The 24058-nt window shown below is 40.5% G+C and carries 26 protein-coding genes and 2 other annotated features; of the genes, 3 read left to right on the top strand and 23 right to left on the bottom strand.

Features of this window, described 5'->3' with window-relative positions:
• Positions 1-7: 7 nt before the first annotated feature.
• From nadA to nadB, 3 genes are read right to left on the bottom strand one after another with little or no spacing between them, the layout of a single operon-like run.
• On the bottom strand, positions 8-1117 hold the full coding sequence (gene nadA / locus ACQKEZ_RS01825; protein WP_427298279.1) for a quinolinate synthase NadA: 1110 nt from the start codon (positions 1115-1117) through the stop codon (positions 8-10).
• On the bottom strand, positions 1104-1967 hold the full coding sequence (gene nadC, locus ACQKEZ_RS01820; RefSeq protein ID WP_427298277.1) for a carboxylating nicotinate-nucleotide diphosphorylase: 864 nt from the start codon (positions 1965-1967) through the stop codon (positions 1104-1106). The genes nadA and nadC overlap by 14 nt, the downstream gene beginning before the upstream one ends.
• Positions 1949-3517, bottom strand: coding sequence for an L-aspartate oxidase (gene nadB / locus ACQKEZ_RS01815; protein WP_427298275.1), 1569 nt, complete (start codon positions 3515-3517; stop codon positions 1949-1951). Before nadB ends, nadC begins: the two co-directional genes overlap by 19 nt.
• Before the next feature lie 100 nt (positions 3518-3617).
• On the opposite strand from nadB, the gene ACQKEZ_RS01810 reads away from it, so the two are divergent.
• Both ACQKEZ_RS01810 and ACQKEZ_RS01805 read left to right on the top strand, forming a co-directional pair.
• Positions 3618-4757 carry an IscS subfamily cysteine desulfurase gene (locus ACQKEZ_RS01810; protein ID WP_427298273.1) on the top strand — a complete coding sequence of 380 codons (1140 nt, stop codon included), beginning with the start codon at positions 3618-3620 and terminating at the stop codon, positions 4755-4757.
• Between the two features lie 3 nt (positions 4758-4760).
• A complete protein-coding gene (locus ACQKEZ_RS01805) occupies positions 4761-5303 on the top strand; it encodes a transcription repressor NadR (protein WP_427298271.1) in 543 nt (180 codons plus the stop codon).
• A 25-nt stretch (positions 5304-5328) separates the two neighbouring features.
• On the opposite strand, the gene pheA is transcribed toward ACQKEZ_RS01805, so the two are convergent.
• From pheA to ACQKEZ_RS01705, 20 genes are all read right to left on the bottom strand, one after another.
• On the bottom strand, positions 5329-6207 hold the full coding sequence (gene pheA / locus ACQKEZ_RS01800; protein WP_427298269.1) for a prephenate dehydratase: 879 nt from the start codon (positions 6205-6207) through the stop codon (positions 5329-5331).
• 18 nt (positions 6208-6225) lie between these two features.
• Complete coding sequence (locus tag ACQKEZ_RS01795) at positions 6226-6669, bottom strand: ACT domain-containing protein (RefSeq protein ID WP_427298267.1); 444 nt, start codon at positions 6667-6669, stop codon at positions 6226-6228.
• A gap of 55 nt (positions 6670-6724) precedes the next feature.
• The gene (gene obgE, locus ACQKEZ_RS01790) at positions 6725-8011 is read right to left on the bottom strand and encodes a GTPase ObgE (RefSeq protein WP_427298265.1); all 1287 of its coding nucleotides are present in this window, start codon (positions 8009-8011) and stop codon (positions 6725-6727) included.
• A gap of 30 nt (positions 8012-8041) precedes the next feature.
• Positions 8042-8626: a Spo0B C-terminal domain-containing protein gene (locus tag ACQKEZ_RS01785; RefSeq protein ID WP_427298263.1), complete on the bottom strand. Its 585-nt coding sequence runs from the start codon at positions 8624-8626 to the stop codon at positions 8042-8044.
• Positions 8627-8915: 289 nt separating this feature from the next.
• On the bottom strand, positions 8916-9200 hold the full coding sequence (gene rpmA, locus ACQKEZ_RS01780) for a 50S ribosomal protein L27 (RefSeq protein ID WP_003216586.1): 285 nt from the start codon (positions 9198-9200) through the stop codon (positions 8916-8918).
• A gap of 15 nt (positions 9201-9215) precedes the next feature.
• Entirely contained in the window at positions 9216-9551 is a 336-nt protein-coding gene (locus ACQKEZ_RS01775; RefSeq protein ID WP_427298261.1) for a ribosomal-processing cysteine protease Prp, read from the bottom strand.
• A gap of 14 nt (positions 9552-9565) precedes the next feature.
• Entirely contained in the window at positions 9566-9874 is a 309-nt protein-coding gene (gene rplU, locus ACQKEZ_RS01770) for a 50S ribosomal protein L21 (protein WP_427298259.1), read from the bottom strand.
• Positions 9875-9886: 12 nt separating this feature from the next.
• Positions 9887-9961 (bottom strand) — a sequence feature (ribosomal protein L21 leader region).
• Between the two features lie 66 nt (positions 9962-10027).
• Positions 10028-10897, bottom strand: coding sequence for a M50 family metallopeptidase (locus ACQKEZ_RS01765; RefSeq protein WP_427298257.1), 870 nt, complete (start codon positions 10895-10897; stop codon positions 10028-10030).
• Entirely contained in the window at positions 10890-11672 is a 783-nt protein-coding gene (locus tag ACQKEZ_RS01760) for a peptidoglycan DD-metalloendopeptidase family protein (RefSeq protein WP_427298255.1), read from the bottom strand. The genes ACQKEZ_RS01765 and ACQKEZ_RS01760 overlap by 8 nt, the downstream gene beginning before the upstream one ends.
• Before the next feature lie 110 nt (positions 11673-11782).
• Positions 11783-12586, bottom strand: a complete 804-nt coding sequence (gene minD, locus ACQKEZ_RS01755; RefSeq protein ID WP_427298253.1) for a septum site-determining protein MinD — start codon at positions 12584-12586, stop codon at positions 11783-11785.
• Positions 12587-12588: 2 nt separating this feature from the next.
• Positions 12589-13272 carry a septum site-determining protein MinC gene (minC, locus tag ACQKEZ_RS01750; protein WP_427298251.1) on the bottom strand — a complete coding sequence of 228 codons (684 nt, stop codon included), beginning with the start codon at positions 13270-13272 and terminating at the stop codon, positions 12589-12591.
• A 54-nt stretch (positions 13273-13326) separates the two neighbouring features.
• The gene (gene mreD / locus ACQKEZ_RS01745; protein ID WP_427298249.1) at positions 13327-13845 is read right to left on the bottom strand and encodes a rod shape-determining protein MreD; all 519 of its coding nucleotides are present in this window, start codon (positions 13843-13845) and stop codon (positions 13327-13329) included.
• Complete coding sequence (gene mreC / locus ACQKEZ_RS01740) at positions 13842-14741, bottom strand: rod shape-determining protein MreC (RefSeq protein ID WP_427298247.1); 900 nt, start codon at positions 14739-14741, stop codon at positions 13842-13844. The genes mreD and mreC overlap by 4 nt, the downstream gene beginning before the upstream one ends.
• A gap of 20 nt (positions 14742-14761) precedes the next feature.
• Entirely contained in the window at positions 14762-15781 is a 1020-nt protein-coding gene (locus ACQKEZ_RS01735; RefSeq protein WP_427298245.1) for a rod shape-determining protein, read from the bottom strand.
• Between the two features lie 90 nt (positions 15782-15871).
• Positions 15872-16552, bottom strand: coding sequence for a RadC family protein (gene radC, locus ACQKEZ_RS01730; protein ID WP_427298243.1), 681 nt, complete (start codon positions 16550-16552; stop codon positions 15872-15874).
• A gap of 43 nt (positions 16553-16595) precedes the next feature.
• Entirely contained in the window at positions 16596-17165 is a 570-nt protein-coding gene (locus tag ACQKEZ_RS01725) for a Maf family protein (protein WP_427298241.1), read from the bottom strand.
• 179 nt (positions 17166-17344) lie between these two features.
• Positions 17345-18343, bottom strand: coding sequence for an SPOR domain-containing protein (locus ACQKEZ_RS01720; protein ID WP_427298239.1), 999 nt, complete (start codon positions 18341-18343; stop codon positions 17345-17347).
• Between the two features lie 163 nt (positions 18344-18506).
• Complete coding sequence (locus ACQKEZ_RS01715; protein WP_427299283.1) at positions 18507-19208, bottom strand: prepilin peptidase; 702 nt, start codon at positions 19206-19208, stop codon at positions 18507-18509.
• Between the two features lie 179 nt (positions 19209-19387).
• Positions 19388-20686: a bifunctional folylpolyglutamate synthase/dihydrofolate synthase gene (locus tag ACQKEZ_RS01710; protein WP_427298237.1), complete on the bottom strand. Its 1299-nt coding sequence runs from the start codon at positions 20684-20686 to the stop codon at positions 19388-19390.
• A 73-nt stretch (positions 20687-20759) separates the two neighbouring features.
• Entirely contained in the window at positions 20760-23402 is a 2643-nt protein-coding gene (locus ACQKEZ_RS01705; RefSeq protein WP_427298235.1) for a valine--tRNA ligase, read from the bottom strand.
• Positions 23403-23462: 60 nt separating this feature from the next.
• Positions 23463-23688: a binding site (T-box leader), on the bottom strand.
• Positions 23689-23862: 174 nt separating this feature from the next.
• Between ACQKEZ_RS01705 and ACQKEZ_RS01700 the strand changes: the two genes are divergently transcribed.
• The gene (locus ACQKEZ_RS01700) at positions 23863-24051 is read left to right on the top strand and encodes a hypothetical protein (protein WP_427298233.1); all 189 of its coding nucleotides are present in this window, start codon (positions 23863-23865) and stop codon (positions 24049-24051) included.
• The last annotated feature ends 7 nt before the right edge of the window (positions 24052-24058 follow it).

Raw genomic sequence — 24058 nt, 5'->3', positions numbered from 1 at the left:
TATTCATTTAAACGATTTCAAGCATCCGATGTAATGCAAAAAGCGCTTGCTTTGTGATGTCTTTGTCTACTTTAATCATGCCAACTGGCTCTTTTTTCTCGATGCTTTCTAATGACCATAAAAGATGCGGTAGATCAATTCGGTTCATGGTCAAACATGGACACATATCTGGATTGAGGGATTCAATTTGTTTATCTGGATGATGGTGAATGATCCGATTCACTAAATTCATTTCAGTACCGATCGCCCATTTACTGCCTGCTTCCGCTTGCTCAATCGTGTCAATGATATACTTTGTTGAGCCTGCCATATCTGATGCAGTAACGACTTCATGGGTACATTCAGGATGAACAAGAATTTGAATATTAGGGTCTTTCTCTCTGACATCTTGAATGTTTTTCATCGTGAATTTTTCATGAACAGAGCAATGGCCTTTCCATAAAATCATTTTGATGTTCTCAAGCGGTTGATCGGTGATAAGTTTCTCTTGTATTTGATCCCAGACTGCCATTTCTTCTAACGGAATGCCAAGCTCGAAGGCAGTATTTCGTCCAAGGTGCTGATCAGGGAGAAACAAAATGCGCTCTTTCTGCGCAAGAGCCCACTTTAACACTTTTTTTGCATTAGATGAGGTGACAGTTGCCCCTCCATGCTTTCCAACAAACGCTTTAATATCCGCCGTTGAATTCACATACGTAAGCGGGAGTATCGTTTCACCAAATAAGGCGGTCAGTCTTTCCCATGCCCGATCTGTTTGTTTCATATTCGCCATATCTGCCATCGAACAGCCAGCCCGCATATCTGGTAGAACAACGGTTTGATGATCCAATGTCAGCATATCAGCAGTTTCTGCCATAAAGTGCACACCACAAAAAGCGATATACTCTGCTTCGCGGTTTTGCGCAGCAATTTGCGCTAGCTGTAAGGAATCACCTGTAACATCAGCAAACTGGATCACTTCATCCTTTTGATAATGATGTCCAGGGATAAACAGCTTTTTTCCAAAAGTTTTTTTTATCTCCATTACTCTTTTTTGCATCTCGTGATGAGATAATTGTTTATAATGTTCTGGGATCATTGTATTTGCTTGTTGCTCTATGAATTCAAGCATTGACATGCTGCTTTTCCCCCTTCTGGCTAAGTACCATATTCATACTAAAATCAAACGACGGAACAGAATGTGTTAAAAAACCAAGTGAAATCAAGTCGACACCTGTATGTCGGTAGCTTGGAAGCGTCTCTAATGTGATACCGCCTGATGCCTCAGTTAAAATAGTGGCTGGTGTCATCTCTTTAAAGCGCCTTACTTCCTCAGGAGAACGATTATCAAACATGATCACGTCAGCTTTTGCATCAATCGCTTCTATCAGTTGCGCTTCTGTTTCAATCTCCACCTCTATCTTCACCATATGGCCTGCATATTCACGCGCTTGTTCAACGGCTTTACGGATTGATCCGCAAGCTGCGATATGATTGTCCTTGATCATGACCCCATCTGATAAACCAAAACGATGGTTTTTCCCCCCGCCTACTTTAACTGCGTCTTTTTCAAGCAGGCGCAGGCCAGGCGTTGTTTTTCTCGTGTCACAGATCGTAATTGAGGGGTCGTCGAGTCTTTTGATCGCCTCGCGTGTCAGTGTTGCAATTCCTGACATACGCTGTAATAAATTCAAGATGACACGCTCTCCTTTTAACAAATCATTTACTGGCCCGATTATTTCAGCTAAAACACTGCCGTTTTTAATCCAGTCTCCTTCTTGAACAAACTGATGAATCACGATATTTTCATTGATCAGATGATAGCCTATTTCTACTACATATGATCCAGCGACAACACCATCTTGTTTGGCAACAATCACTGCCTTTCCTTCCTGCCTTTGAAAAATAGCCTCAGCAGAAATATCTCCGTAACCAATGTCTTCTTTTAAAAAATAAGTTAGCATGCTTTTTAGCTGTAAACGTTCCACTTGTCACCAATCCTTTCGTGTTCGACGATGTGAATCTTTCCCTTTTGATGCACAATTCTTTGTCCTTGCCACTCGGTATCAAGACGGTCTGGGTAATCCGTTCGAAAATGCCCACCCCTACTTTCTGTACGTAATTGCGCTGATTGCGTCATACAAATAGCAAGTGCCCAACTATTCGCAAGTTCAAGTTGTTCATTTGTGATATTCTTCACATTAATACGCTGAAAAGGGATCATTCGAAGTACATCAAGCAATGTCTGAAGGCCTTTATGATTTCTCAGAATGGCAAGATGCTTTGATATTAGTTGCTGAAGCTCTATAGCTGTTGCCAACGGAACATTGATATAGCGCTCTTCATTCATATTCAACTGCATTTTGTGCCTTTTTAGCTGATCATCAATATGTCCCGCTACTTTATAACCATATACGAGGCCTTCAAGGAGAGAATTACTTGCCAAACGATTTGCACCATGTAGACCTGTACAGGCTGTCTCACCTATGGCATAGAGTGCTTTCACCGCTGTCTCACCTTCATCATTCACCATAATTCCACCCATTAAAAAATGCATTCCCGGTGACACTGGGAGTCTGCCTTCATCCATATGAATGCCAGCTTTTTGACAAAGTGAGAATACAGTTGGGAATCGCTTTGAAAAATGTTGAACCTTTCGGATATTTAAATAAATGTGATGCCCTTGTTGTTGCTTTTGATATATTGCTCGAGCCACAACATCTCTCGGTGCCAGATCTAACTGTGGATGAAGCCCCTCCATGATTCGATTGCCAGCCTCATCCTCTAGAAATGCCCCTTCCCCTCTAACCGCCTCTGAAATTAAACCAGCGGCTCTCCCATCAAGCGATAGTAGCGTTGGGTGAAATTGAACAAATTCTAAATCAGCTATTTGAGCCCCTGCTCGGTACGCCATCATGATACCATCACCTGTGATTGAAGAATCATTTGTATTCGTTTCATATAACTGACCACATCCGCCTGTCGATAAAACCACTGCATCTGCTGTCATTGATTGAATACAGCCATGTTCGTCCTTAAACAACACACCAAAACATCTGCCCTCGTCAACTAATAGATCAATGACGTGACAATGTTCATATAAATGAATATGAGAACCTAGTTGATTTTTCAAAAAATTCACAATGGTTTTCCCCGTTTGATCACCGCCTGCATGCAGGATTCGCTCAATTGAATGTGCCCCTTCTTTCCCGAGCTTAGGGTCACCTGAAGAATCTTGATCAAATGGACAACCTTCTTTTATGAGTTTGCTTACGAGTTGTTTGCCAGTCGTTAAGACATCAACGACTGTTTCAATGTCATTATGCCCACACCCAGCCACAAGGGTATCTAGCATATGCTGCTCAATAGAGTCATGATCTAAATATGATGTCGCAATGCCTCCCTGAGCTAACATGGAATTACTGGATGTGTACCTATGTTTTGTCATCATTATGACTTCACAGTTTTTAGAGACATTAGCTGCAAAAGATAGTGCTGCAATACCTGATCCAACCACGATGACTCTTTTTAACGACACGTTTCACCCTCCTGTCATTTACACCTGTCTTGACACATATCATTACATAACACTACAATAATTACAAGAAATTTTTTTCATACAGGGAGATGGACAAAGCTTGATTTATTTAGACTACGCTGCTTCAGCACCCGTCTCAAAGGAAGCACTTCAAGTGTTCCAAGAGCTTAGCTTGACTTGTTTTGGGAATGCAAGCAGTCTTCATGATGCAGGAGGAAAAGCAAATGATATTTTGTCGTATAGCCGTAATGCGCTCGCCACTATGTTAGATGGAGAACCATCCGGTGTATTTTTTACTAGCGGCGGTACAGAAGCCAATCTTTTGGCCATTCAATCCATCATAAATGGGTTACCTGCAAATAAGCGACATTTTGTAACAACAAAGATGGAACACCCTTCTATCCATTATGCTGTTGACGTATTAACAAAACACGGTGTGACGGTTTCGTTAATTGAAGCAAATGATCAAGGTTTCATTACAGAAGATATATTGGAGGAAGCCCTATTGCCCGAAACTGGACTCGTGTCCATCCAGCACGCAAATTCAGAAACCGGTATTATACAGCCGCTCGCACGTCTCTCACCTTTACTAAAAAGGAAAGGCATATTTTTTCATACAGATGCTGTTCAAACGTTTGGCAAAATACCTGTCTCGATAAAAGAACTCGGAGTTGATGCCATCTCCATTTCGGGTCATAAAGTGTATGCACCAAAAGGCGCAGGAGCAGTCTACATTGCGCCAGAGGTCCCATGGAAGTCACTATATGCTGATACCGTACATGAAAACGGTTTTCGACCAGGTACAGTAAATGTTCCTATCATTGGATCATTTATTGCGGCATGTGAACAAACAATGAAGAAGCTGGAGGAAGAGATACACTCGACCCAGCTTCTACGTGAATACATGATTCGCAACATTCATGATCGAAATTTGCCGATACGTTATATCAAAGGCGAACATATCGACGTTCTTCCTCATATTTTCGGTTGTTTTTTTGAAGGGTTTGAAGGACAATATGTAATGTTGGCCTGTAATCGGCAAGGGATTTGTATTTCAACAGGAAGCGCATGTGCTTCTGGTTACCATCACCCATCACCTGCTATCAAAGCACTGCATATGACAGACCGTGATGCTTTACAATTTATTCGCATTTCGTTTGGACGACATACATCAGAAGAAGAGCTCGATCAATTACTCCAGACGTTTTCACATCTACAGCTAGAGAAGAAAGGAGAATAATGCTTGAAAAATGAAAAGAAACTCAGTGGGGAAGAAAGAAGAATTGCCATCTTACAATGGCTAATGGAAACAGATACACCGCTAACAGGTAGCTACCTAGCAAAAAAAGCGGCAGTTTCTAGACAAGTGATCGTACAAGATATTTCTTTATTGAAAGCAAAAAACGAACCGATTATTGCCACAAGTCAAGGGTATGTCTATATGACACCACGAGGTGCAGACCAAAAAGAAATTGAACAAATCATTGCTTGTAAGCACGCACCACATCGTACTGAAGAAGAGCTTCAGCTCATTGTGGATTTTGGGGTCACTGTGAAAAATGTCATCATCGAACATCCTGTATATGGTGAGCTAACCGCCTCCATTCGGGTTAGCTCACGAAAACAAGTAGAAGATTTTGTACAGAAAATTTCAAAGACGGGTGCATCATATTTATCTGAATTAACAGATGGCGTTCACTTACATACACTCTCGTCCTATAGTCAGCATCAGCTTGATCAAGCTGTTAAAGCGCTAGATGAAGCCGGTTTCCTCATTACAGATTAAAAAATAGTGTCCCTTTGAAAGGACACTATTTTTCATTTGTTAATTCATAGGTTTGGTAAGTACCTAGGAGCTTCACCTGACAACCAATTGCTTCTAGTTCTTGAATAGCTCCTGGTATGAGAACATCGTCCATTTCCTTTTCAATATCAATGATAAATAAATAATGCCCAAGTCCTGTTTTCGTTGGGCGTGACTCAATTTTCGATAGGTTGAGATTACGCCAAGAGAAAGCAGATAATACACGATGAAGTGCTCCAGATTGATCATCTTTTGGCAAGCTCACCACAATGGTCGTTTTTGGCCTTGAAGAAAACCCAGAATTCATCGGGAATGACGCCTTCGGATCTACATGTAAAATGACAAATCGTGTATGGTTATGAGGATAATCATGAATGTCCTTTTTCGCAATGGACAATCCGTATGTACTTGCTGCAATTTCATTCGCAATTGCACCAATATTCTCTTCTGGATGCTCACTCACGTATTTTGCTGCAAAGCCAGTTGATTCAACTGGTCGATGTGGAATAAGTGGGAACTGTTTTTTTAGAAATTGATGGCATTGTGCGATTGCATGTGGATGCGATTGAATCATATCAAGTGCCTTCCAGTCCTCTTCTCTCGATGGGTGTACAAGCAGATGTTGACGAATTGGTGCTGTTATTTCACCGACGATTGAAAGTGCATCTTCATGAATTAAATAATCAATTGTCAAATTGACTGAGCCTTCTAGTGCATTTTCAAGCGGAACGACAGCTAGATCGACTTCTCCCTTTGTCACAGCATCCATGCATTGAGGAATGGTGACATACGCCTTCTGGACAGCATCCTTTGGGAAACAGGAGCATACCGCTAAATGAGTAAATGTTGCTTCTGGTCCAAAATAACCTACAGTTAATTGCTTCATTCTTTATGATCTCTCCTTTTAAGCACCGGAACCTAAAATTTCAACTTTTTCGACAAATTCAAGTTTTCTTAATTGATTCATGACCGTATTGATATCATCTTCCATACCAGTCGTACTAATTGATAATGTTACGTTGGCTCTACCTTGAAGTGGAATCGTTTGGTGGATAGATAAGACGTTACAGCCTGAATCCGCCACGATTTGTAGTAATCTAGATAAAGCGCCAGAACGATCTTCAAGATGAAAGAACAAGGTAATGATCTGTTCCTTGACCATCGTATAAAATGGAAAAACGGCATCCCGATATTTATAAAAAGCGCTTCTGCTTAAATCGGCTTTTTGGACAGCATCAGCAACTGAATCAGCTTTTTTCCGATCAAGTAGCTTTTTGACCTCCAGCGTCTTTCGCATAGCATCAGGCAGTACATCTTCTCTTACTAAATAGAAGGTTTCTTCTTTCACCTGTCTTCTCCCCTTTTAAAAACGGGAGAGTCCATGCTTTGGACCCTCCTTTTGATCAATCGATAAATTCAAATTCAAATTCAAGCAGACGAACGATATCGCCATCCTTTGCTCCTCGCTCACGAAGGGCATCGTCTATACCCATACCACGCAATTGGCGTGAGAAGCGTTTGACTGATTCATCTCTTGAAAAGTCAGTCATTTTAAAGAGGCGCTCTAGTGCTTGTCCAGTCAGAACAAATGTACCATCAGAATCTCTAGAGATTTCAAACGGTGTTTCCTCGTCAGCGAACTTGTACATAACACGGTTTTCAGACAGCTCTTCTTCATTATAAAGTGGGAATTCTGGTGTTGTTTCAAGCTGATTCGCAATTTCAAATAAGAGCTCACGAAGCCCCTCTCTTGTAATTGCACTCACAGCAAACACTTTGTGAGCGTCATCTAGCTTCTCTTGAAATCCTTTAAGATTTTCAGCTGCATCCGGCATGTCCATCTTATTTGCCACAATAATTTGCGGGCGCTCAGTCAACCTTAAATTGTATTGCTTAAGCTCCTCGTTGATTGTCACATAGTCTTCATACGGATCTCGCCCTTCAAGACCTGACATATCAATCACATGTACAATGACACGCGTTCGTTCAATGTGACGTAAGAATTGATGTCCTAATCCAATGCCTTCATGTGCACCTTCAATCAATCCTGGTAAATCAGCCATGACAAAACTACGATTGTCATCAGTTTCTACAACCCCTAGGTTCGGGACAAGTGTTGTGAAATGATAATCAGCGATTTTAGGCTTAGCAGCAGAGACAATAGATAAAAGAGTAGACTTTCCTACACTTGGAAATCCAACGAGTCCAACATCCGCAAGAACCTTAAGCTCTAATACGATATCACGTTCTTTTCCCGGCTCACCATTTTCAGATAACTGCGGAGCTGGATTAGATGGCGTAGCAAAACGTGAATTTCCACGTCCGCCTCTGCCTCCTTTTGCAATCACAGCACGCTGACCATGCTCTGTAAGGTCTGCAAGCACTTGGCTTGTCTCTGCATCTGTCACAACAGTGCCTGGTGGAACTTTTACAACCATATCTTCAGCATTTCGCCCATGCTGATTTTTGCTCATTCCATGCTCACCACGATCTGCCTTGAAGTGACGTTTATAACGAAAGTCCATGAGTGTTCTTAATCCCTCATCTACCTCAAATACAACGTCTGCTCCATTTCCGCCATCGCCACCTGCTGGTCCGCCCTTTGGTACATATTTTTCACGACGGAAAGCAACCATTCCATTCCCGCCGTCACCACCTTTAACATACACTTTTACCTGATCTACAAACATAACTTCCTCCGTTTCTCTGTATCACACATCTCAATCTTGCCTCACACTCAGTTCAATCATGGACTCATGGGGAGTGACATGAAATTGAGTAATATTCATACATGAATAGTTTGCATCATGAAATGCATTTAACGCATCCAAACTAATTAATTTTCCTTTAAAATCAAAATATAAGACCAATTCTTCATCTTGATGATCTGTTTGGAATGTGACTGTTAAATGATTTTCAGTTTTTTGGCAAACTGATTGATCAAAAATAGAAAACAACTTCTGTGATACTGAAAGCAGTTGTTCATCATAAGCTGATAAATCTCGTGTTTCACCAAGCACTTCATATTCCAAGGTGATAAAATGCGACTCCCAATTAAATGTAAGAAAACAAAAAGCCAATTGGGGAATTTTCAAATTTGAGAGTTTTGATTCATGCTGTGCCTCAATGACCATTTCTTCTATGATTTCAAACACACGATCATATTTTTCTAAGGTGAGATTCCCTTTAATGAGCTGGAGTTTATTCATCCAATCATGTCTAGAACGACTGAGTATCCCAATTAATTCATTGGTTAATGTAGCGTGAGTCAATTTTCCATTTTGTTTCCTTGATATTTCTTCCATTATCGCACTCCCAATCGTTTGGTCTCTCTTTCAGGAGTCTTATCATCACTATGTCTCTCTGAATTATAACAGAGAAGACTTGATTAGAAAAACACTTGTTATTTGAGGAAAGGTTGTTTTTTCTGACGAATATAGGAGTGAGTGAGGCAAAAGTCAGCAAACTTTCTTTGAGTTGGTCTATTTACATTTGGAGCGCATCTTCTCTTCCGAGTAAGAGCATTACATATCATGCTCAAATCTTCCCCTAATAGTGAAAAAAACTCCAGTCAGAGACCGGAGTTTTTAAACATTATTGTGCCGCAGGATATACGCTCACTTTTTTACGGTCACGACCGAAACGTTCGAATTTAACAGTTCCGTCGATTTTAGCGAAAAGAGTGTCGTCGCCTCCGCGTCCAACGTTTTCACCTGGATAGATTTTCGTTCCACGTTGACGGTAAAGGATAGAACCACCAGTTACGAATTGACCGTCAGCACGTTTAGCGCCTAAACGTTTAGACTCAGAGTCACGTCCGTTCTTTGTAGAACCTACCCCTTTTTTAGATGCGAAAAATTGAAGATCTAATCTAAGCATGAAGTTCACCTCCTATTATTTTGTGGTTAAACTTACATAATCGTGATAATCTCGTTCGATTGTTTGTAAAGAAACGACCATTCCTTCTAAAAGCAACTGTGCTTTTTCAAAGGATACTGAATCTATGTCAGAAGGAAGCTCAAAGTAAAAATAACCGCCCTCTTCTCCAATATCCAATACAGGATCAATCTCTGTTAAAGCAATGATTGAATTGACAGAGCCAAATACAACTGCAGAAACACCTGCACAAACGAGATCCTGACCTTTTTCAGCATACTCGGCATGTCCAGTCATCCGAAAAGACGTAATGCTTTCATCAGAAGTTGACCGAGTAATTGTTGCATTGATCATATCACTCACACGCCTTAAGCGTTAATTTTTTCGATAACAACTTTAGTGTAAGGTTGACGATGACCTTGTTTTTTGTGGTTGTTTTTCTTCGCTTTATACTTGAAGACAGTAATTTTCTTACCGCGACCTTGTTTTTCAACTTTAGCCGTTACTGTTGCTCCAGCAACTGAAGGATTTCCCACTTTCACAGTGTCTCCGCCGACAAACAATACGTTTTCGAAAGTAACTGTTTCGCCTGCTTCAGCAGTTAGTTTTTCAACATAAACAGTTTGACCTTCTTCAACTTTGACTTGTTTACCACCAGTTTCGATAATTGCGTACATCTCTGCACCTCCTAATAAACTCAGACTCGCCGGCTTCAGGGGGCTTTAAAAGCTCTTAACTCCTGTTCCGCGCGGTTGTAGCACAGGTGCTACATATCCATAACATTATAAAATATATCAAACCACTCGCAAGATGTCAATGTATTTTCACTGTTAGTACGGTAAAAGTAGCTCTTCCATAGAGGATGTGGTTCTACGTTCTGAAAAATAAGCATGTAATAGTTCATTTTCATCTAACTGGTTCATTTTGACTCCGTTTCTTTCAATAATAATTGGATGCTTACAGCCTCTTTGAAAACGGGTCATCACCTCATATACTTTGTCATCTGCGCCAGCTTTGAGCGGAACGAGCCGGTCTACATTTTTTTGCTTTTTTCCGTAGTAACGCTCAAGCAGAAAACGAACATGAATAAAATGTCGTTGCTTGTATTCCATCAAGAGAGAGTAACCTAAGAACACAAGAAGCGACCAAACGCTTAACTGAAGTGGTGCAAGGAGTAACAAGCATAGCGCCAAAAGAATAAAAAAACAAAGAGAAGCTTTTAGCACAAGGGTATGTGCACGTTGGAATGGGTAAAAAGCAGATAAGAGCAAAAAGAAAAGCTTTCCACCATCAAGTGGCCAAATTGGCAAAAGATTGATCAGTAGAATTGCCATATTATAAAAAGTAAACACCGCAAATAAATCAGAAGATAACAAAGAAGCCTCCAATAAGAACCATGCCACTAACTGAAGCGGTATATGCTGAAGCGGACCGCATAAAATCACCGCCAGCTCTTCTTTTAGCGGACGGTTCCCATGCTCCTCCACCTCTACCGTGCCGCCGAAGGGTAAAAGAAAAATTCGTTTAATTCGCCAATGATAATAGCAAGCCGCTGCTGCATGTCCAAGTTCATGAATACCAACAATGACAAGCAGACAAAGAAGCGGTTTAATTTGTCCTGATATGACCGCACAGGCGATGACTACCCACAGCAATGGATGAACATGAATTTTAGTCAAAAACAGCAGACATTTACTCAAAGGAAATCACCTGAATAGGATCAATAAAGTGTTCATTTTGCTTAATGGCAAAATAGTAGATTCCTTTTCCCTTATCATCAAGCGAAATGCTACCAACTTTCTCTCCTTTGTCTACAAAGTCATAAAGTGCAACATCCGTATCCTTTAATTGACCGTACCAGCTATAACTGCTATCTGCATGTTGAATCACAACAGTAAGACCAGTATCACTTTTCTTTTTCACCTCAACAACATAGCCTTCTTTCATACTATCAATTGCTTCGGTCGAAGTTTCAACTTTTACACCCGCTCCATTTTGGGTGAATGACTCTTGAACTTTACCGGAGGCAGGGACAGCAAGCTCTTGATTTGCTTGTACATCCGATTGCCCTTCTTTTTTCTCCGGTAAAAAAGCAAGTGGATTTCCAATCGTCTTCTCGAACCAGTGATTGACTGTTGCAAACTGAAAATCCTGTTTAAATGTCTGATTCATTACAGGTTTTAGTTGTTGAAATGGGCCGGCCTGTCCTTTAAAGGTAATTGCGGTAATCAAAACGATAGAAGCTGAGAGCAAACATTTCAATACAAATGTATTTGGGTTAAAAAGTGGGTGCGGATACTTGCTCTTTTGTGGAACCTCATATGAAGAAGACTGAGCATGCTTTTCCTCTTCTGTGAGTACAACCCAAGGCGGAATATCAGTTTGTTTTTTCAAATCCGTTCGTTTCGACATAACCGTTTTTTTTGATTTACGGCGCTGCACAATCTTTTTTCGGTATTCATCAACTCTTTTCATCAGATCACCCTTTACATACAAACAGTTTGTACATCTTATGTCCTGTACTTCGCTAGTATGCAAGAAAAAAACCGATTCTATTAGAATCGGTTTCTCAAAAGATCATTATATTATGCTCTTACACCGAAGAACGCTTTGAGTTTAGCAATCATCCCTTTGCTCTCTTCTTCAAAGGATTGAAGAGGAACAGACTCTCCTAGCACACGCCGAGCAATATTGCGGTAAGCAATCGACGCTCTGTTTTTAGGGTCCATGACAATCGGTTCTCCGTTGTTTGAAGCTTTGATAACATCATCATCATCTGCCACAATCCCTAGCAAATCAATAGATAAATGATGCACAACTTCATCCACATCCATAGAATCACCATTTTTTGCAAGATGATTCCGAATGCGGTTAACAATTAAACGAGGCGGTTCAATGTCTTCTTGCTCTAAAAGGCCGATGATCCGATCCGCGTCTCTTACAGCTGAAATCTCTGGTGTAGTGACAACAATCGCTTTGTCTGCACCTGAAACTGCATTCTTGAAACCTTGTTCAATACCAGCCGGGCAATCAATCACAACATAATCAAAGTCTTGTTTCAATGTTTGAATTAAGTCTTTTATTTGTTCTGGTTCCACTGCTGTTTTATCACTAGTTTGTGCAGCTGGCAAAAGATATAAAAGATCCTCGAAACGCTTATCTTTCACAAGCGCTTGATGTATTTTACATCTTCCTTCTACAACGTCTACTAGGTCATATATAATGCGGTTTTCAAGCCCCATCACGACATCCAAATTACGGAGGCCAATATCGGTATCAACAAGGCATACCTTTTTCCCCTGAATTGCTAGGGCTGTGCCTAAGTTTGCAGATGTTGTTGTTTTACCAACGCCGCCTTTTCCTGAGGTAATCACAATAGCCTCGCCCAATTTCACATTCCTCCCTCAAGCCTTGTCAGATTAGGTCTTATATGAGCCAATTGCTGAAGGCGTTCAATGATCATATTGTCATCTATATCTAAGTATGCACATTCCATTTCATTGCCATCTTGCTTTTGATCTGGTGCGCGGTTAAACACATGAGCGATGCGCAGCTGCGTCGGGATCATATTTGAAGAAGCAATCACTGCCTGCTTGTTGCCGTTGCAGCCAGCATGCGCGATGCCCTTTAACGAGCCAAGCACGAAGATGTTCCCCCCCGCGCGTATTGTGCCGCCGGGATTGACATCCCCAATTAAAAGCAGGTCACCCTCTACATACAAGACCTGCCCTGAGCGAACGATTTTAGCGACAGAAGTAATCTCTGCTTCTGCCTTCAATCGTTTAGCCTCTTCAGTTGAAATGACTTCACTTTCAATAGAATGAATGACTAAATGCTCATTTTCTGCCACAACTTCCGTTAAAAGTGCCTCTTGATCCTCCGTTAAATAACGAAAGCCAAGCTTAATATGCACATTGACCTTTTGGCCTTCTCTTCCGTCTGTATATTGCTCAAGTGAAAGCACCTCACGTAAGCCAGTAAGAAGATCCTCAAACGAACAGTTGTCGTTTAATTGTAAAGTTAACCCATTTTTTGTTCCTTTTATCGTCACAAATTGCTGTTTTTGAGTTTTCAAGATGCTCACCTCAACAACATACTCATTTCGCCGTAAATGGACAAATTCCTGCTTTTATTCGTCGATCAAACCTTGTTTTACGTTTAAGAAGAAAAGCCTTAGCGGCACAACAAGTATCAGTGACGCTACAGTATTTAGAAGAATCGTTGGAATAAAACGTTCAATCACATACGTATTGAAAGACATAATACTAGGCTGAATCGTTGTTTGAACGCCATATACATAAAACTCCATAACAGAAACAGCAAGTATTGATAGAAACACGACAACTAAAATATTTGTTTGGAGTATTTTAAAAGCCTTTGACAATAAAAAGCATAAAGCGCCAAAGCCAAACATATGCACACCAAGTACTCCAGTATACGCAATATCATATAAAAGTCCGAAAACGAATCCGTAAATGACTGCATATTTTTGATTCATATATGCAGCCATAAACACGAGCGCGAGTAAGATAAAATGAGGCGCTAAAATCTGATTCTCTGAAGCAAAAGGCAGTTTCACCAGATCGACAAAAATACTGTCTAGTACAAAGATAAACATGATCACTAGCGTAAGAAGGACACGTTTCACGAGCCTTCCTCCTTTACTAGCTCAGATGAATCTGCGGTACTAGCACTGCGGTTGACAACAATCACATGATCTAAATTGTTTAATTCAGCAGCCGGTTCTACATAAATAATTTTTGTCAGTCCATAATGATCTGGTTCGATCTCGCTAACCTTTCCGATTGTTATGCCTTGTGGAAAGACTCCTCCAGCCCCAGATGTTTCAACAAGATCACCTTTTTTAACGTCTCCATCAGCATCAGATTTTAAAATATTCATTGTCAGCATCTTTTTCTTGCTGTCATAACCGTTAATGATTCCGTTGAGCTCTTCCTTGCCCTTTTTAGCAAAAATTTTCGTTGAAATTCTATTATTTTGGTCAGTAGAGCTTAACAACCTTACAGTTGAAGTAAAATTATTGAGCTTACCACTTTCAATCTTTCCAATGAGAGCTCCACTTTCATTTGTGACAGCCATATCCTTTTCCACGCCCTGCTGCTTCCCTTTATCAATCATGACAAAGCTGTCCCAAAGAGACGGGTTTCTTGCAATAACCGTTGAAAGAATTGGCGTGTAATCACGAATTGAATTCACATAGCCGAGCTGCTTACGAAGTTTTTTATTTTCATCTTCAAGTTCTTGAAGTTTCGCTTCATATTGCGTTTGCCCGTCTAACTTTTTCCGTAGTCGCTCGTTTTCCTCGTACGTATTCTTTAAGTCTTGAATGTTTCCATAAAAACCGGCAATAAATTGTGAAGGCTTATGAAATACACTTTGGAAAAAGCCTGTCGTATCACCAACTAATTTTTCTGGCCATGTAGCACCTCTGCCGCTTTTCACTGAAAAACCAATCATCGCCACCAAAATGATGACACAGACAAGGAGCAACATTAATCTTTTATTCATAAAAAACTGCGGCATGTCTTACACCTCTTTATTTACTACCGATTATCTTTAGATTTTCCTTTGAACAAATGAATGTGCTCTAGTGCTTTACCTGTCCCGATTGCAACACAGTCAAGTGGATCCTCAGCTATAATAACTGGCATTTTCGTTTCATCACTAATCACTTTATCAAGATTACGTAACAATGCACCACCACCAGTTAACACAATTCCGCGATCCATAATATCCGCTGCTAGTTCTGGTGGCGTTTTTTCCAATGTTACTTTTACTGCATCGACAATCGTTTCTACAGTGTCACGAAGTGCCTTTGCAATCTCATCTGCTGTAATAGAAATCGTTTTCGGCAGACCTGTTAAAAGATCGCGTCCTCTAATATCCATTTCATCATGTACTTCTGGATCAGCTGACCCAATTTCCATCTTAATAGCTTCAGATGTACGGTCACCAATCATCAAGTTGTATGTTTTACGAATGTAACTGCTGATGGCTTCATCCATTTCATCACCAGCAACACGAATGGATTGTGAAGTCACGATTCCACCAAGAGAAATAATCGCTACTTCTGTTGTACCACCACCGATATCCACAACCATACTTCCTGTTGGTTCCCATACAGGTAAATTCGCACCAATGGCAGCAGCAAAAGGCTCTTCAATTGGGTAAGCATCGCGAGCGCCAGCTTGTCTTGTAGCATCGATAACTGCACGCTCTTCTACAGCTGTAATTCCAGATGGAACACATACCATGACATACGGCTTTCTAGAGAAAATGCCTTTGTTTTTTAGTGCGTGATTAATGTAATACTTCATCATTGTAGCTGTCGTTTCATAATCAGCAATCACACCGTCTTTCATCGGACGAAGAGCGACGATATTTCCAGGTGTACGTCCGATCATGTTTCTTGCATCATTTCCGACTGCTACTATAGACTTCGTATCTGTTTCCAAAGCTACGACCGAAGGCTCTCTCACAACAATTCCTTTTCCTTTTATAAAGACAAGCGTGTTCGCTGTTCCAAGATCTATTCCAAGGTCTTTTGTACCAATTCCAAACATATGTATGTATCTTCCTTTCTTAAACCAAAATTCCCTTGAGGGAAAAACTCATAAACTCTATTATATCGTAAAACACTGAAAAAAAAAGTGTTACAAATACCCTTTTTCCTTCAAACTCACAAATTTTTGATCACCTATGACAAGATGATCAAGCAATTGAATTCCAATTAACTGACCACATTCAAACAGTCTTCTTGTTACTTCAATATCTTCCCTGCTCGGTGTTGGGTCTCCTGATGGATGGTTGTGCACACAAATGAACGAAGCCGCTGAACGTTTAAAGGCTTCTTTAAAGATTTCACGTGGATGAACAATAGAAGAGTTAAGACTTCCAATAAAAACTGTGTGCTTATGAATGACTTGGTTTTTTGTATTCAAATAAAGACAAACAAAATTCTCCTGAGTAAGAAACCGCATATCTTCCATTACAAAATTGGCACCATCTTCTGGTGAGCGAATGACATAGCGATTGTCAGGGGCATGGTGATGTAATCTGCTTCCAAGCTCTAGGGCAGCTAAGATCGAAATCGCTTTTGCTTTTCCAACCCCATGAATTTTTGATAATTCTTCAATTGAAGCTTCCTTTAATAATCTAAGTCCTCCAAACGTTTGAAGAAGTCTAGCTGCTACCTGGAGAACAGATTCTTTTTTTGTACCAGTTCTCAAAAGAATAGCTATAAGCTCATGATTTGAGAGACTTTGCGGGCCATATTTTATGAATCTTTCCCGCGGCTTTTCATCATTAGGAAGATGCTTCAGCATCAATGGCATGTCTTCGATTGTTCATCACTCCTTCAGACTTCCTTCCCGTCCATCAAAAAGAAGTGATGCCAAACGTCTTTAACACACGAACTGTTCTAGCAAGGGGGAGTCCCACAACAGAAAAATAATCTCCATCAATCTTTTTCACCAATAGAGCACCTTTTCCTTGAATGCCATAGCTACCAGCTTTATCAAGCGGTTCTCCTGAAGCAACATAACGATTGATATCTTCTGTTTCAAGTTCCCAAAATGTCACGTTCGTTTGTTCATAAAAAGTTTCAGTTTTATTTTCTGCTTGAATGCTTACACCAGTCAAGACTTGATGTGTCTGTCCAGACAATAAATGCAGCATCCGTTTAGCTTCCTGCTCATCCTTTGGTTTACCTAAACACTGCCCGTTAATGGCAACGATGGTATCTGCTCCAATAACAACAGCGTGGGGGTTAAATCTTCGAATATCACTTGCTTTTTGTTCTGCCAACCATTGGACGTTCTGAGCAGGTGAAAAGTTTCGATTTAATTCTTCTTTTATATGACTGACTTTTATGTCATAAGAAAGCCCTGCTAAATCAAGCAATTCTTTTCTTCTCGGTGACTGTGATGCGAGAATTAAATGGTTCATGTTCGTTCATCCTTTCAAGGGGTTTGCCTAAGAAAATAAGATACCCCTTCATCCTATCAAATGTACATTTTGACGACAATTTATGAAAAACAGATTTTAAAGTTCCTACATCATTATGTTTGAAGGAAAAGAAAAAAACTAGTCATTTTTAGACTAGTTTCTCTATACAAAAGACGATTTTACGTATTTAGTTGATCAAGTAGCACTTGCTGTGTCTTCCAGCCATTCTCCACAGATGGATCTTCTAACAACTGAATTGCCTTTAAAAGTTCTTCTTTTGCTGCCTGATCACTTGTATTTGCCTCTTCTACCTTTGCCGTTAATTGGGTGAGCTCCTGCTTTTCAAATTCCTCTCCCGTTATTACTTTAGAAGAAAGAATTGCAGCTTTCTCAATCACATCAGAGAGTTCAGTAGGGACATTAAACGATAGCTCCTTTCCACCCCATGCTTCGAAGTTTTCATCAATCAGTGCTTTTCCAACGGAACTCGTCATTTCCTGATTTTTCGCAAGTCCAGCAATGACATAAAATCCATCATCCATCGCGACTTTTTTACCAGCGTAGCCAGCATCCTTTAAACTGCCAACCAGTTCTTCGGCCCCTTTTTCAGATGAAAATTTCCCAGTTTGTACAACAAACGTTGAGTAACTGCCGCTAGATGCTCCTTTCGCCTCCTGTTTTTGCTCCTGATCATCAGATGGTGTATCGCCAGCTTTCACAGGAGATTGATTCATACTTGTAGATGCATTTGCTTCAACACCTGCCTGTGTATCAGGTGTACTACCTTGGCTTAGGCTTAAAGCAAACACACCTAGCCCTGTTCCAAGTACAACAGCAAACAGCACCGTTGTCATGACTCTTTTAATTGGGCCTCGACTAGAGCTGAGTTTCTGATCAAAAGCACCATTTTTCTTTTTTTTATATGGTTTCACCACTTTAGGGTCAGAATGGTAAATATGATCAGCCGCTTCATCCCAATGGAAGTCTTCTTCTTGTGGCTGTGGTTTCTCTTCACTAGAAGCTGCCGACTCCTGCTCAGCCTGTCTTTTTTCTTCCCAGTTTGAAAAAGTCACCCCCTCCTGTTTTTCTTCTTGTTGATACTCACCCTCGTGTATTGTCTCTTCTTTCCCATTAATATTCACCTTTAAGCCTTGTTTCTTCGCCTGCCTCTTTTTCATCTTTTTACCCCGCTTTCTGACATTGTTTGTAAGAAAGACCTTCCTGTCCAATGAATAAGCGCGATTTTAACCCGTCCTTCTTTCTGTTTCACACTTTAACATAGCGGTTTAAAAAAAGAACAAGACTTTTGTCGGCAATAAAAAAAAGTGTTCGCCAATTTTTTCACAAAAGCCAATTCACTACTTTTATGAAAAAATCATAAGAAAATATATAAAAACAGACGGCAATAGAAATGGATGGCACGAACGGAAATGGCTCGTTTTTATGATAGGAAAACAGTTTGGCATACACTATACCGCATGCAGATGAAAAAAAGAGTAAAAAAGGAAGGGCCTCAACACCAAAGCAAAAGGCAAGCACACAAAATAATTTCATATCTGCCCCTCCAAGACTATTTGGTTTCAATCGATCTAAACAAATAAAAGAAAGAAAGCACAAAACAACTCCTGCCATACCACTCCACCACACTGATAAAGGGGAAAGAAATCGGTATATGACGAAAAGGGGGAAAAAGAAGAAAAAAATGCGGTGCGGAATACGCATATAAAGAAGATCACTAACGACAGTAACTACTAAAAAACTACAGAGCAAAGCAATAAATATGAATTCAAGCGACCATGCATATTTACGCCAGCACATCAGGAAAAGTACCCCTGTCACTATTTCTATTATTGGATATAGCACAGGCAAGTGCATCACGCATCTTCTACAAACACCTTTAAGAAAACAAAAAGACACAACTGGAATTAATTCAAACACCTTGAGCGGGTGCTTACAGCCCATACAATGTGAACGCGGTGTAACGATTGATTGATGGAGTGGAATTCTTTCTCCAACTACATGCAAAAATGAACCAATCACCATTCCTATACAGAAAATAATCGCTTCTAACAAAAATAATCCCCCGTTTCATCTGCTAAATTAGAAACAGATTGTAGCACGGAAGATAAAGACAGGCACCAATTCATAAATTCATTTTCACCCTCAGCATTCAGCATTAAATAGAAAAACGCACATTGCAATCCTGCAAAATGCGTCTTTTGTTACCCTATAATGCGATTTCGAATATCTGAAATGAAATAAAGTGAGCCTGTCACAATGATGACTGCATCACGATCATGCTTTTTGTGTTCAATCAACTTTAATACGGATTCTGGATCATCCGTATATGATTTGTGTGTTAAGTTGCAACAGCTGTAAAGTGCTTCTGCATTCTCTGCCCTCGGGAAATCAAATGAAACAAAATGAATAGACGTACTAATTGTTTCAAGCTGTTTGATCATCTGGTGGTATGGTTTATCTTTTAAAGCGCTAAAACAAACATGAATATTTTTTCCAGAAAAATGTGCCTGAACAGTCTCAACTAAACGTGCCATTCCCTCTTCATTATGAGCCCCATCTAAATATACTGGCGGCTGATCTGATAACTTTTCAAATCTCCCTGGCCAAGTCGCATGTTTGATCCCATCGTATATGTCTGCCTCATTGATTTGAATGAACCGTTTTTGTTCAAGCCACTCAATGAGTAAGATAGCAAGTGCCGCGTTTTGCCTTTGGTGCGTCCCAATCAGGCCAGTTTCAAGGTGTGGATATTCTTTTTTGCGTGTCTTGAATGTAAACCGTTCACCAGTTTCCAGCGCCTGTTCATGCTCAAAGATGCAATCATCATATAAAGAGGTACATGCTACCCGCTCACGTTTTGCCGTCTCTTGAATGACAGCTAATGCTTCTGACTGATGAACAGCAGTGATCATAGGAGTACCCTTTTTGATAATTCCTGCCTTTTCTCCTGCGATTTCTTCAAGGGTGTCACCTAATATCATCACATGATCATGACCGATAGAAGTGATGGTCGTTAAAATAGGCTCCACGACATTTGTAGAATCAAATCTCCCGCCGAGACCTGCTTCAAAAAGGACAAAATCAACTGGATGTTCTTCTGCAAAAAACTCGAAAGCACAGGCTGTAATGATTTCAAATTCCGTTGCTGCACCAAGTGCTGTTTGATCTAATTCATCCACAAAGGGCTTTAGCTTATTGACGATCCTAAGCCATGACTCATCACTAATTGGCTTGCCATTCACGCTAATCCGTTCATTAAATGTCAATATAAATGGTGATGTGAAAGTACCAACCGAATAACCTGCCGCCTCAAGAATTGATCTTGTAAATGCGATCGTGGAGCCTTTGCCATTCGTTCCTGCGACATGAATGGCATTCAGTTTACGCTCTGGATGATCCAATTTGTTCATCAGCCATTTCATTCTCTCTAGCCCCGGCTTGACGCCGAATTTTAATCTTCCATGAATCCAACAAATGGCTTCATCATATGTCGTAAACAATGTCATCCTCTCATTTCATCTCTATATTTCACAAAAGACGGCTCCATGTCGAAGGAAGCCGCCTTTTTGATTATTACGCCTTTAGCTCTTCAATTCTTTTTTGAACAGCTTCACGTTTTGCTACATAGTCACGCTCTTTTGCACGCTCTTCTTCAACGACGCTTTCTGGCGCTTTTTTCATAAATCCTTCGTTGCCAAGCTTCTTCTGAACTCTTTCAACTTCTTTTGATAGCTTATCAAGCTCTTTTTGCAAACGAGCAATCTCTTCATCTAGATTGATTAAGCCCTCAAGTGGTAAGATGAGCTCTGCTCCAGAAATAACAGCTGTCATCGCTTTGTCGCTTGCCGGAATATCTGTTCCGATTTGAAGTACACTCGGATTTGTAAAACGCTCAATGTAAGATCTATTTTCTTCAAGACGTTTCTCTACATCTTGTGTTGCTGCTTTAATGAATAGCTCGATTTGCTTACTCATTGGCGTATTCACTTCACTACGAATGTTACGAACAGAGCGAATCAATTCGACAAGTAGCTTCATATCAGCAGATGCTTTTTGATCTGTTAATTCTGGCTTTACTTCAGGCCATTTCGCCGTTGTAATAGATTCTCCTTCATGTGGAAGGTGCTGCCAAATTTCCTCTGTCAGGAACGGCATAAACGGATGAAGTAGTCTCATCGTTTGATCTAACACATACGCAAGAATGGATCGTGTTGTTTTCTTCGCGTCTTCATCTTCACCGTAAAGTGGAAGCTTCGCCATTTCAATGTACCAATCACAGAAATCGTCCCAAATAAAGTTATACAGATGTCTGCCTACTTCACCAAACTCATATTTGTCAGCAAGCTGTGTGACGCTTTCGATTGTTTCGTTTAAACGAGTCAAAATCCATTTATCTGCCACTGATTTTTCACCAGTCAAATCAAGCTCTTCATATGTCATGCCATCCATATTCATTAATGCAAAACGTGAAGCATTCCAAATTTTATTTGCAAAGTTCCAAGTCGATTCTACTTTTTCAAAGCTGAAACGTAGATCCTGACCTGGTGAACCGCCTGTCGCAAGGAAATATCTTAATGAATCGGCTCCATATTGATCAATGACCTCCATCGGATCAATTCCATTTCCAAGTGATTTGCTCATCTTTCGTCCCTGTTCGTCACGGATCAAACCATGGATGAGAACATCTTTGAACGGCTTTTGACCTGTAAACTCAATCCCTTGGAAAATCATGCGGGATACCCAGAAGAAGATAATATCATAGCCTGTCACAAGCAGATCTGTTGGATAATAACGCTTAAAATCCTCACTTTCCACGTCTGGCCAGCCCATTGTTGAAAATGGCCATAATGCCGAACTAAACCATGTATCAAGCACATCAGAGTCTTGCTCCCAGTTTTCAATATCTTCTGGCTGCTCCATCCCGACATATACTTCTTTTGTTTCTTTATGATACCAAGCTGGAATACGGTGTCCCCACCATAGCTGACGAGAAATACACCAATCACGGATATTTTCCATCCAGTGCAAGTAAGTCTTTTCAAATCGATCCGGTACAAATTGAACTTGATCCTCACTCTTCTGTAAATTGATTGCTTCGTCAGCAAGCGGCTGCATTTTGACAAACCATTGAGTTGATAAATAAGGTTCTACAACTGCGCCGCTTCGCTCACTGTGCCCAACAGAATGCATATGGTCTTCAATTTTGAATAGTACGCCTTCTTCCTGTAAATCCTTTACAATCTGTTTACGACATTCAAAGCGATCCATTCCTTGATATTGCAAGGCGTTCTCGTTCATTGATCCATCTTCATTCATCACGAGAATGCGTGCCAAGTTATGACGGTTCCCAATTTCAAAGTCATTCGGGTCATGAGCTGGTGTAATCTTAACCGCTCCAGAACCAAATTCCATATCCACATAGTCATCTCCAACGATTGGAATTTCTCGACCCGTAATCGGTAAAATGACCGTTTTGCCAATGAGGTGTTTGTAGCGTTCGTCCTCTGGATGAACAGCCACCGCTGTATCACCAAGCATTGTTTCAGGTCTTGTCGTTGCAATCTCAATTGCACCTGTACCGTCCGCTAGTGGATATCTCATATGATAGAAAGCACCTTGCACATCCTTGTAAATCACTTCAATATCAGAGAGGGCTGTCTTGGTCGCTGGATCCCAGTTAATAATGTACTCACCACGATAAATCAGATCCTTCTCATATAACTGAACGAACACTTGACGAACTGCTTGATTCAGTCCATCATCCAATGTGAAACGCTCGCGTGAATAATCAAGACCTAGACCCATTTTTGCCCATTGACTTCGGATAAAATCTGCATACTCTTCTTTCCATTTCCACGTTTCTTCCACAAACTTTTCGCGTCCAAGGTCGTAACGGCTGACACCCTCTTCTCGAAGCTTCGCCTCTACCTTTGCTTGTGTTGCAATCCCTGCATGGTCCATTCCTGGAAGCCATAAAACATCATAGCCTTGCATCCGTTTCATACGCGTCACAATATCTTGCAAAGTAGAATCCCAAGCATGACCAAGGTGTAATTTACCTGTTACGTTTGGCGGAGGAATGACCACCGTATACGGCTCTTTCGTTTCGTCGTTTTTTGCTTCAAAAAATTTTCCTTCCAGCCAGTATTGATATCTGTCTTTTTCAATAGCACTTGGATCATACTTTGTCGGCATTTCTTGATTATTTGTTTCCATTTATGTAACCTCCACATTTTATAACGGCTGATGAAACTAAAAAAAGCTTTTCCATCCCTATGAAAGGACGAAAAAGCTTTTCGCGGTACCACCTTTTTTTACGGGCACAAATGTGCCGTACACTCTAAATGGATAACGGGACTTGCCCGAATTTCTCTACTTCTTTGTTCAAGAAATTAAGCTCACAGGCGACCTTCCAAACAGTCTCATCCTAGGAAGCCTCACAGCTAATAGCTTCCCTCTCTTTAGGTATCTTGTTTGTACTCTTCCTGCTCAACACTTATCTATTATTAATTTATCGTTCATCAGCACGTACTAATCTTTTATTTATATTACTAGATGATTTTTGTTTTCGTCAATCATCTTTTCCGCTTTTTCGCATCTTTATACAAAATAGGCAAGCACCCTTTGCCCATTTGCCCATATGATAGTAACAAAATCAATTAGGAGGAGGCTTCTTTTGAAAAAAATCAATCCGTACACACTCCCGCCTTGGGTTAGACAAATCCGAGCAGTCGCCTCACAAGTCGTGCTTCCGATTGCGATATTTCAAGGATTCCGCACAATTATATTCCCTACGACGTTCGACGTCCTCATTTTAGGTATCTTAATCTTCCTCGCATGTGCGTTTCACTTAGACTGGTTTTAATAAACAA

The organism is Bacillus sp. NPDC077027 (genome assembly GCF_050269555.1).
GTDB lineage: Bacteria > Bacillota > Bacilli > Bacillales > Bacillaceae > Bacillus.
This window is presented reverse-complemented; position numbering and strand designations above follow the sequence as displayed.

What these genes read in the sequence shown, in the direction of transcription:
- pheA (WP_427298269.1), bottom strand. Translation starts at nt 6,207, where the DNA reads ATGAAGCAATTAACTGTAGGTTATTTTGGACCAGAAGCAACATTTACT.
- rplU (WP_427298259.1), bottom strand. Translation starts at nt 9,874, where the DNA reads ATGTACGCAATTATCGAAACTGGTGGTAAACAAGTCAAAGTTGAAGAA.
- radC (WP_427298243.1), bottom strand. Translation starts at nt 16,552, where the DNA reads ATGCCATTGATGCTGAAGCATCTTCCTAATGATGAAAAGCCGCGGGAA.
- ACQKEZ_RS01705 (WP_427298235.1), bottom strand. Translation starts at nt 23,402, where the DNA reads ATGGAAACAAATAATCAAGAAATGCCGACAAAGTATGATCCAAGTGCT.
- mreC (WP_427298247.1), bottom strand. Translation starts at nt 14,741, where the DNA reads ATGCCGCAGTTTTTTATGAATAAAAGATTAATGTTGCTCCTTGTCTGT.
- ACQKEZ_RS01720 (WP_427298239.1), bottom strand. Translation starts at nt 18,343, where the DNA reads ATGAAAAAGAGGCAGGCGAAGAAACAAGGCTTAAAGGTGAATATTAAT.
- obgE (WP_427298265.1), bottom strand. Translation starts at nt 8,011, where the DNA reads ATGTTTGTAGATCAGGTAAAAGTGTATGTTAAAGGTGGTGACGGCGGG.
- ACQKEZ_RS01785 (WP_427298263.1), bottom strand. Translation starts at nt 8,626, where the DNA reads ATGGAAGAAATATCAAGGAAACAAAATGGAAAATTGACTCACGCTACA.
- rpmA (WP_003216586.1), bottom strand. Translation starts at nt 9,200, where the DNA reads ATGCTTAGATTAGATCTTCAATTTTTCGCATCTAAAAAAGGGGTAGGT.
- ACQKEZ_RS01735 (WP_427298245.1), bottom strand. Translation starts at nt 15,781, where the DNA reads ATGTTTGGAATTGGTACAAAAGACCTTGGAATAGATCTTGGAACAGCG.
- ACQKEZ_RS01725 (WP_427298241.1), bottom strand. Translation starts at nt 17,165, where the DNA reads ATGAACCATTTAATTCTCGCATCACAGTCACCGAGAAGAAAAGAATTG.
- nadA (WP_427298279.1), bottom strand. Translation starts at nt 1,117, where the DNA reads ATGTCAATGCTTGAATTCATAGAGCAACAAGCAAATACAATGATCCCA.
- ACQKEZ_RS01715 (WP_427299283.1), bottom strand. Translation starts at nt 19,208, where the DNA reads ATGGTGATTGGTTCATTTTTGCATGTAGTTGGAGAAAGAATTCCACTC.
- ACQKEZ_RS01760 (WP_427298255.1), bottom strand. Translation starts at nt 11,672, where the DNA reads ATGAAAAGAGTTGATGAATACCGAAAAAAGATTGTGCAGCGCCGTAAA.
- ACQKEZ_RS01775 (WP_427298261.1), bottom strand. Translation starts at nt 9,551, where the DNA reads ATGATCAATGCAACAATTACTCGGTCAACTTCTGATGAAAGCATTACG.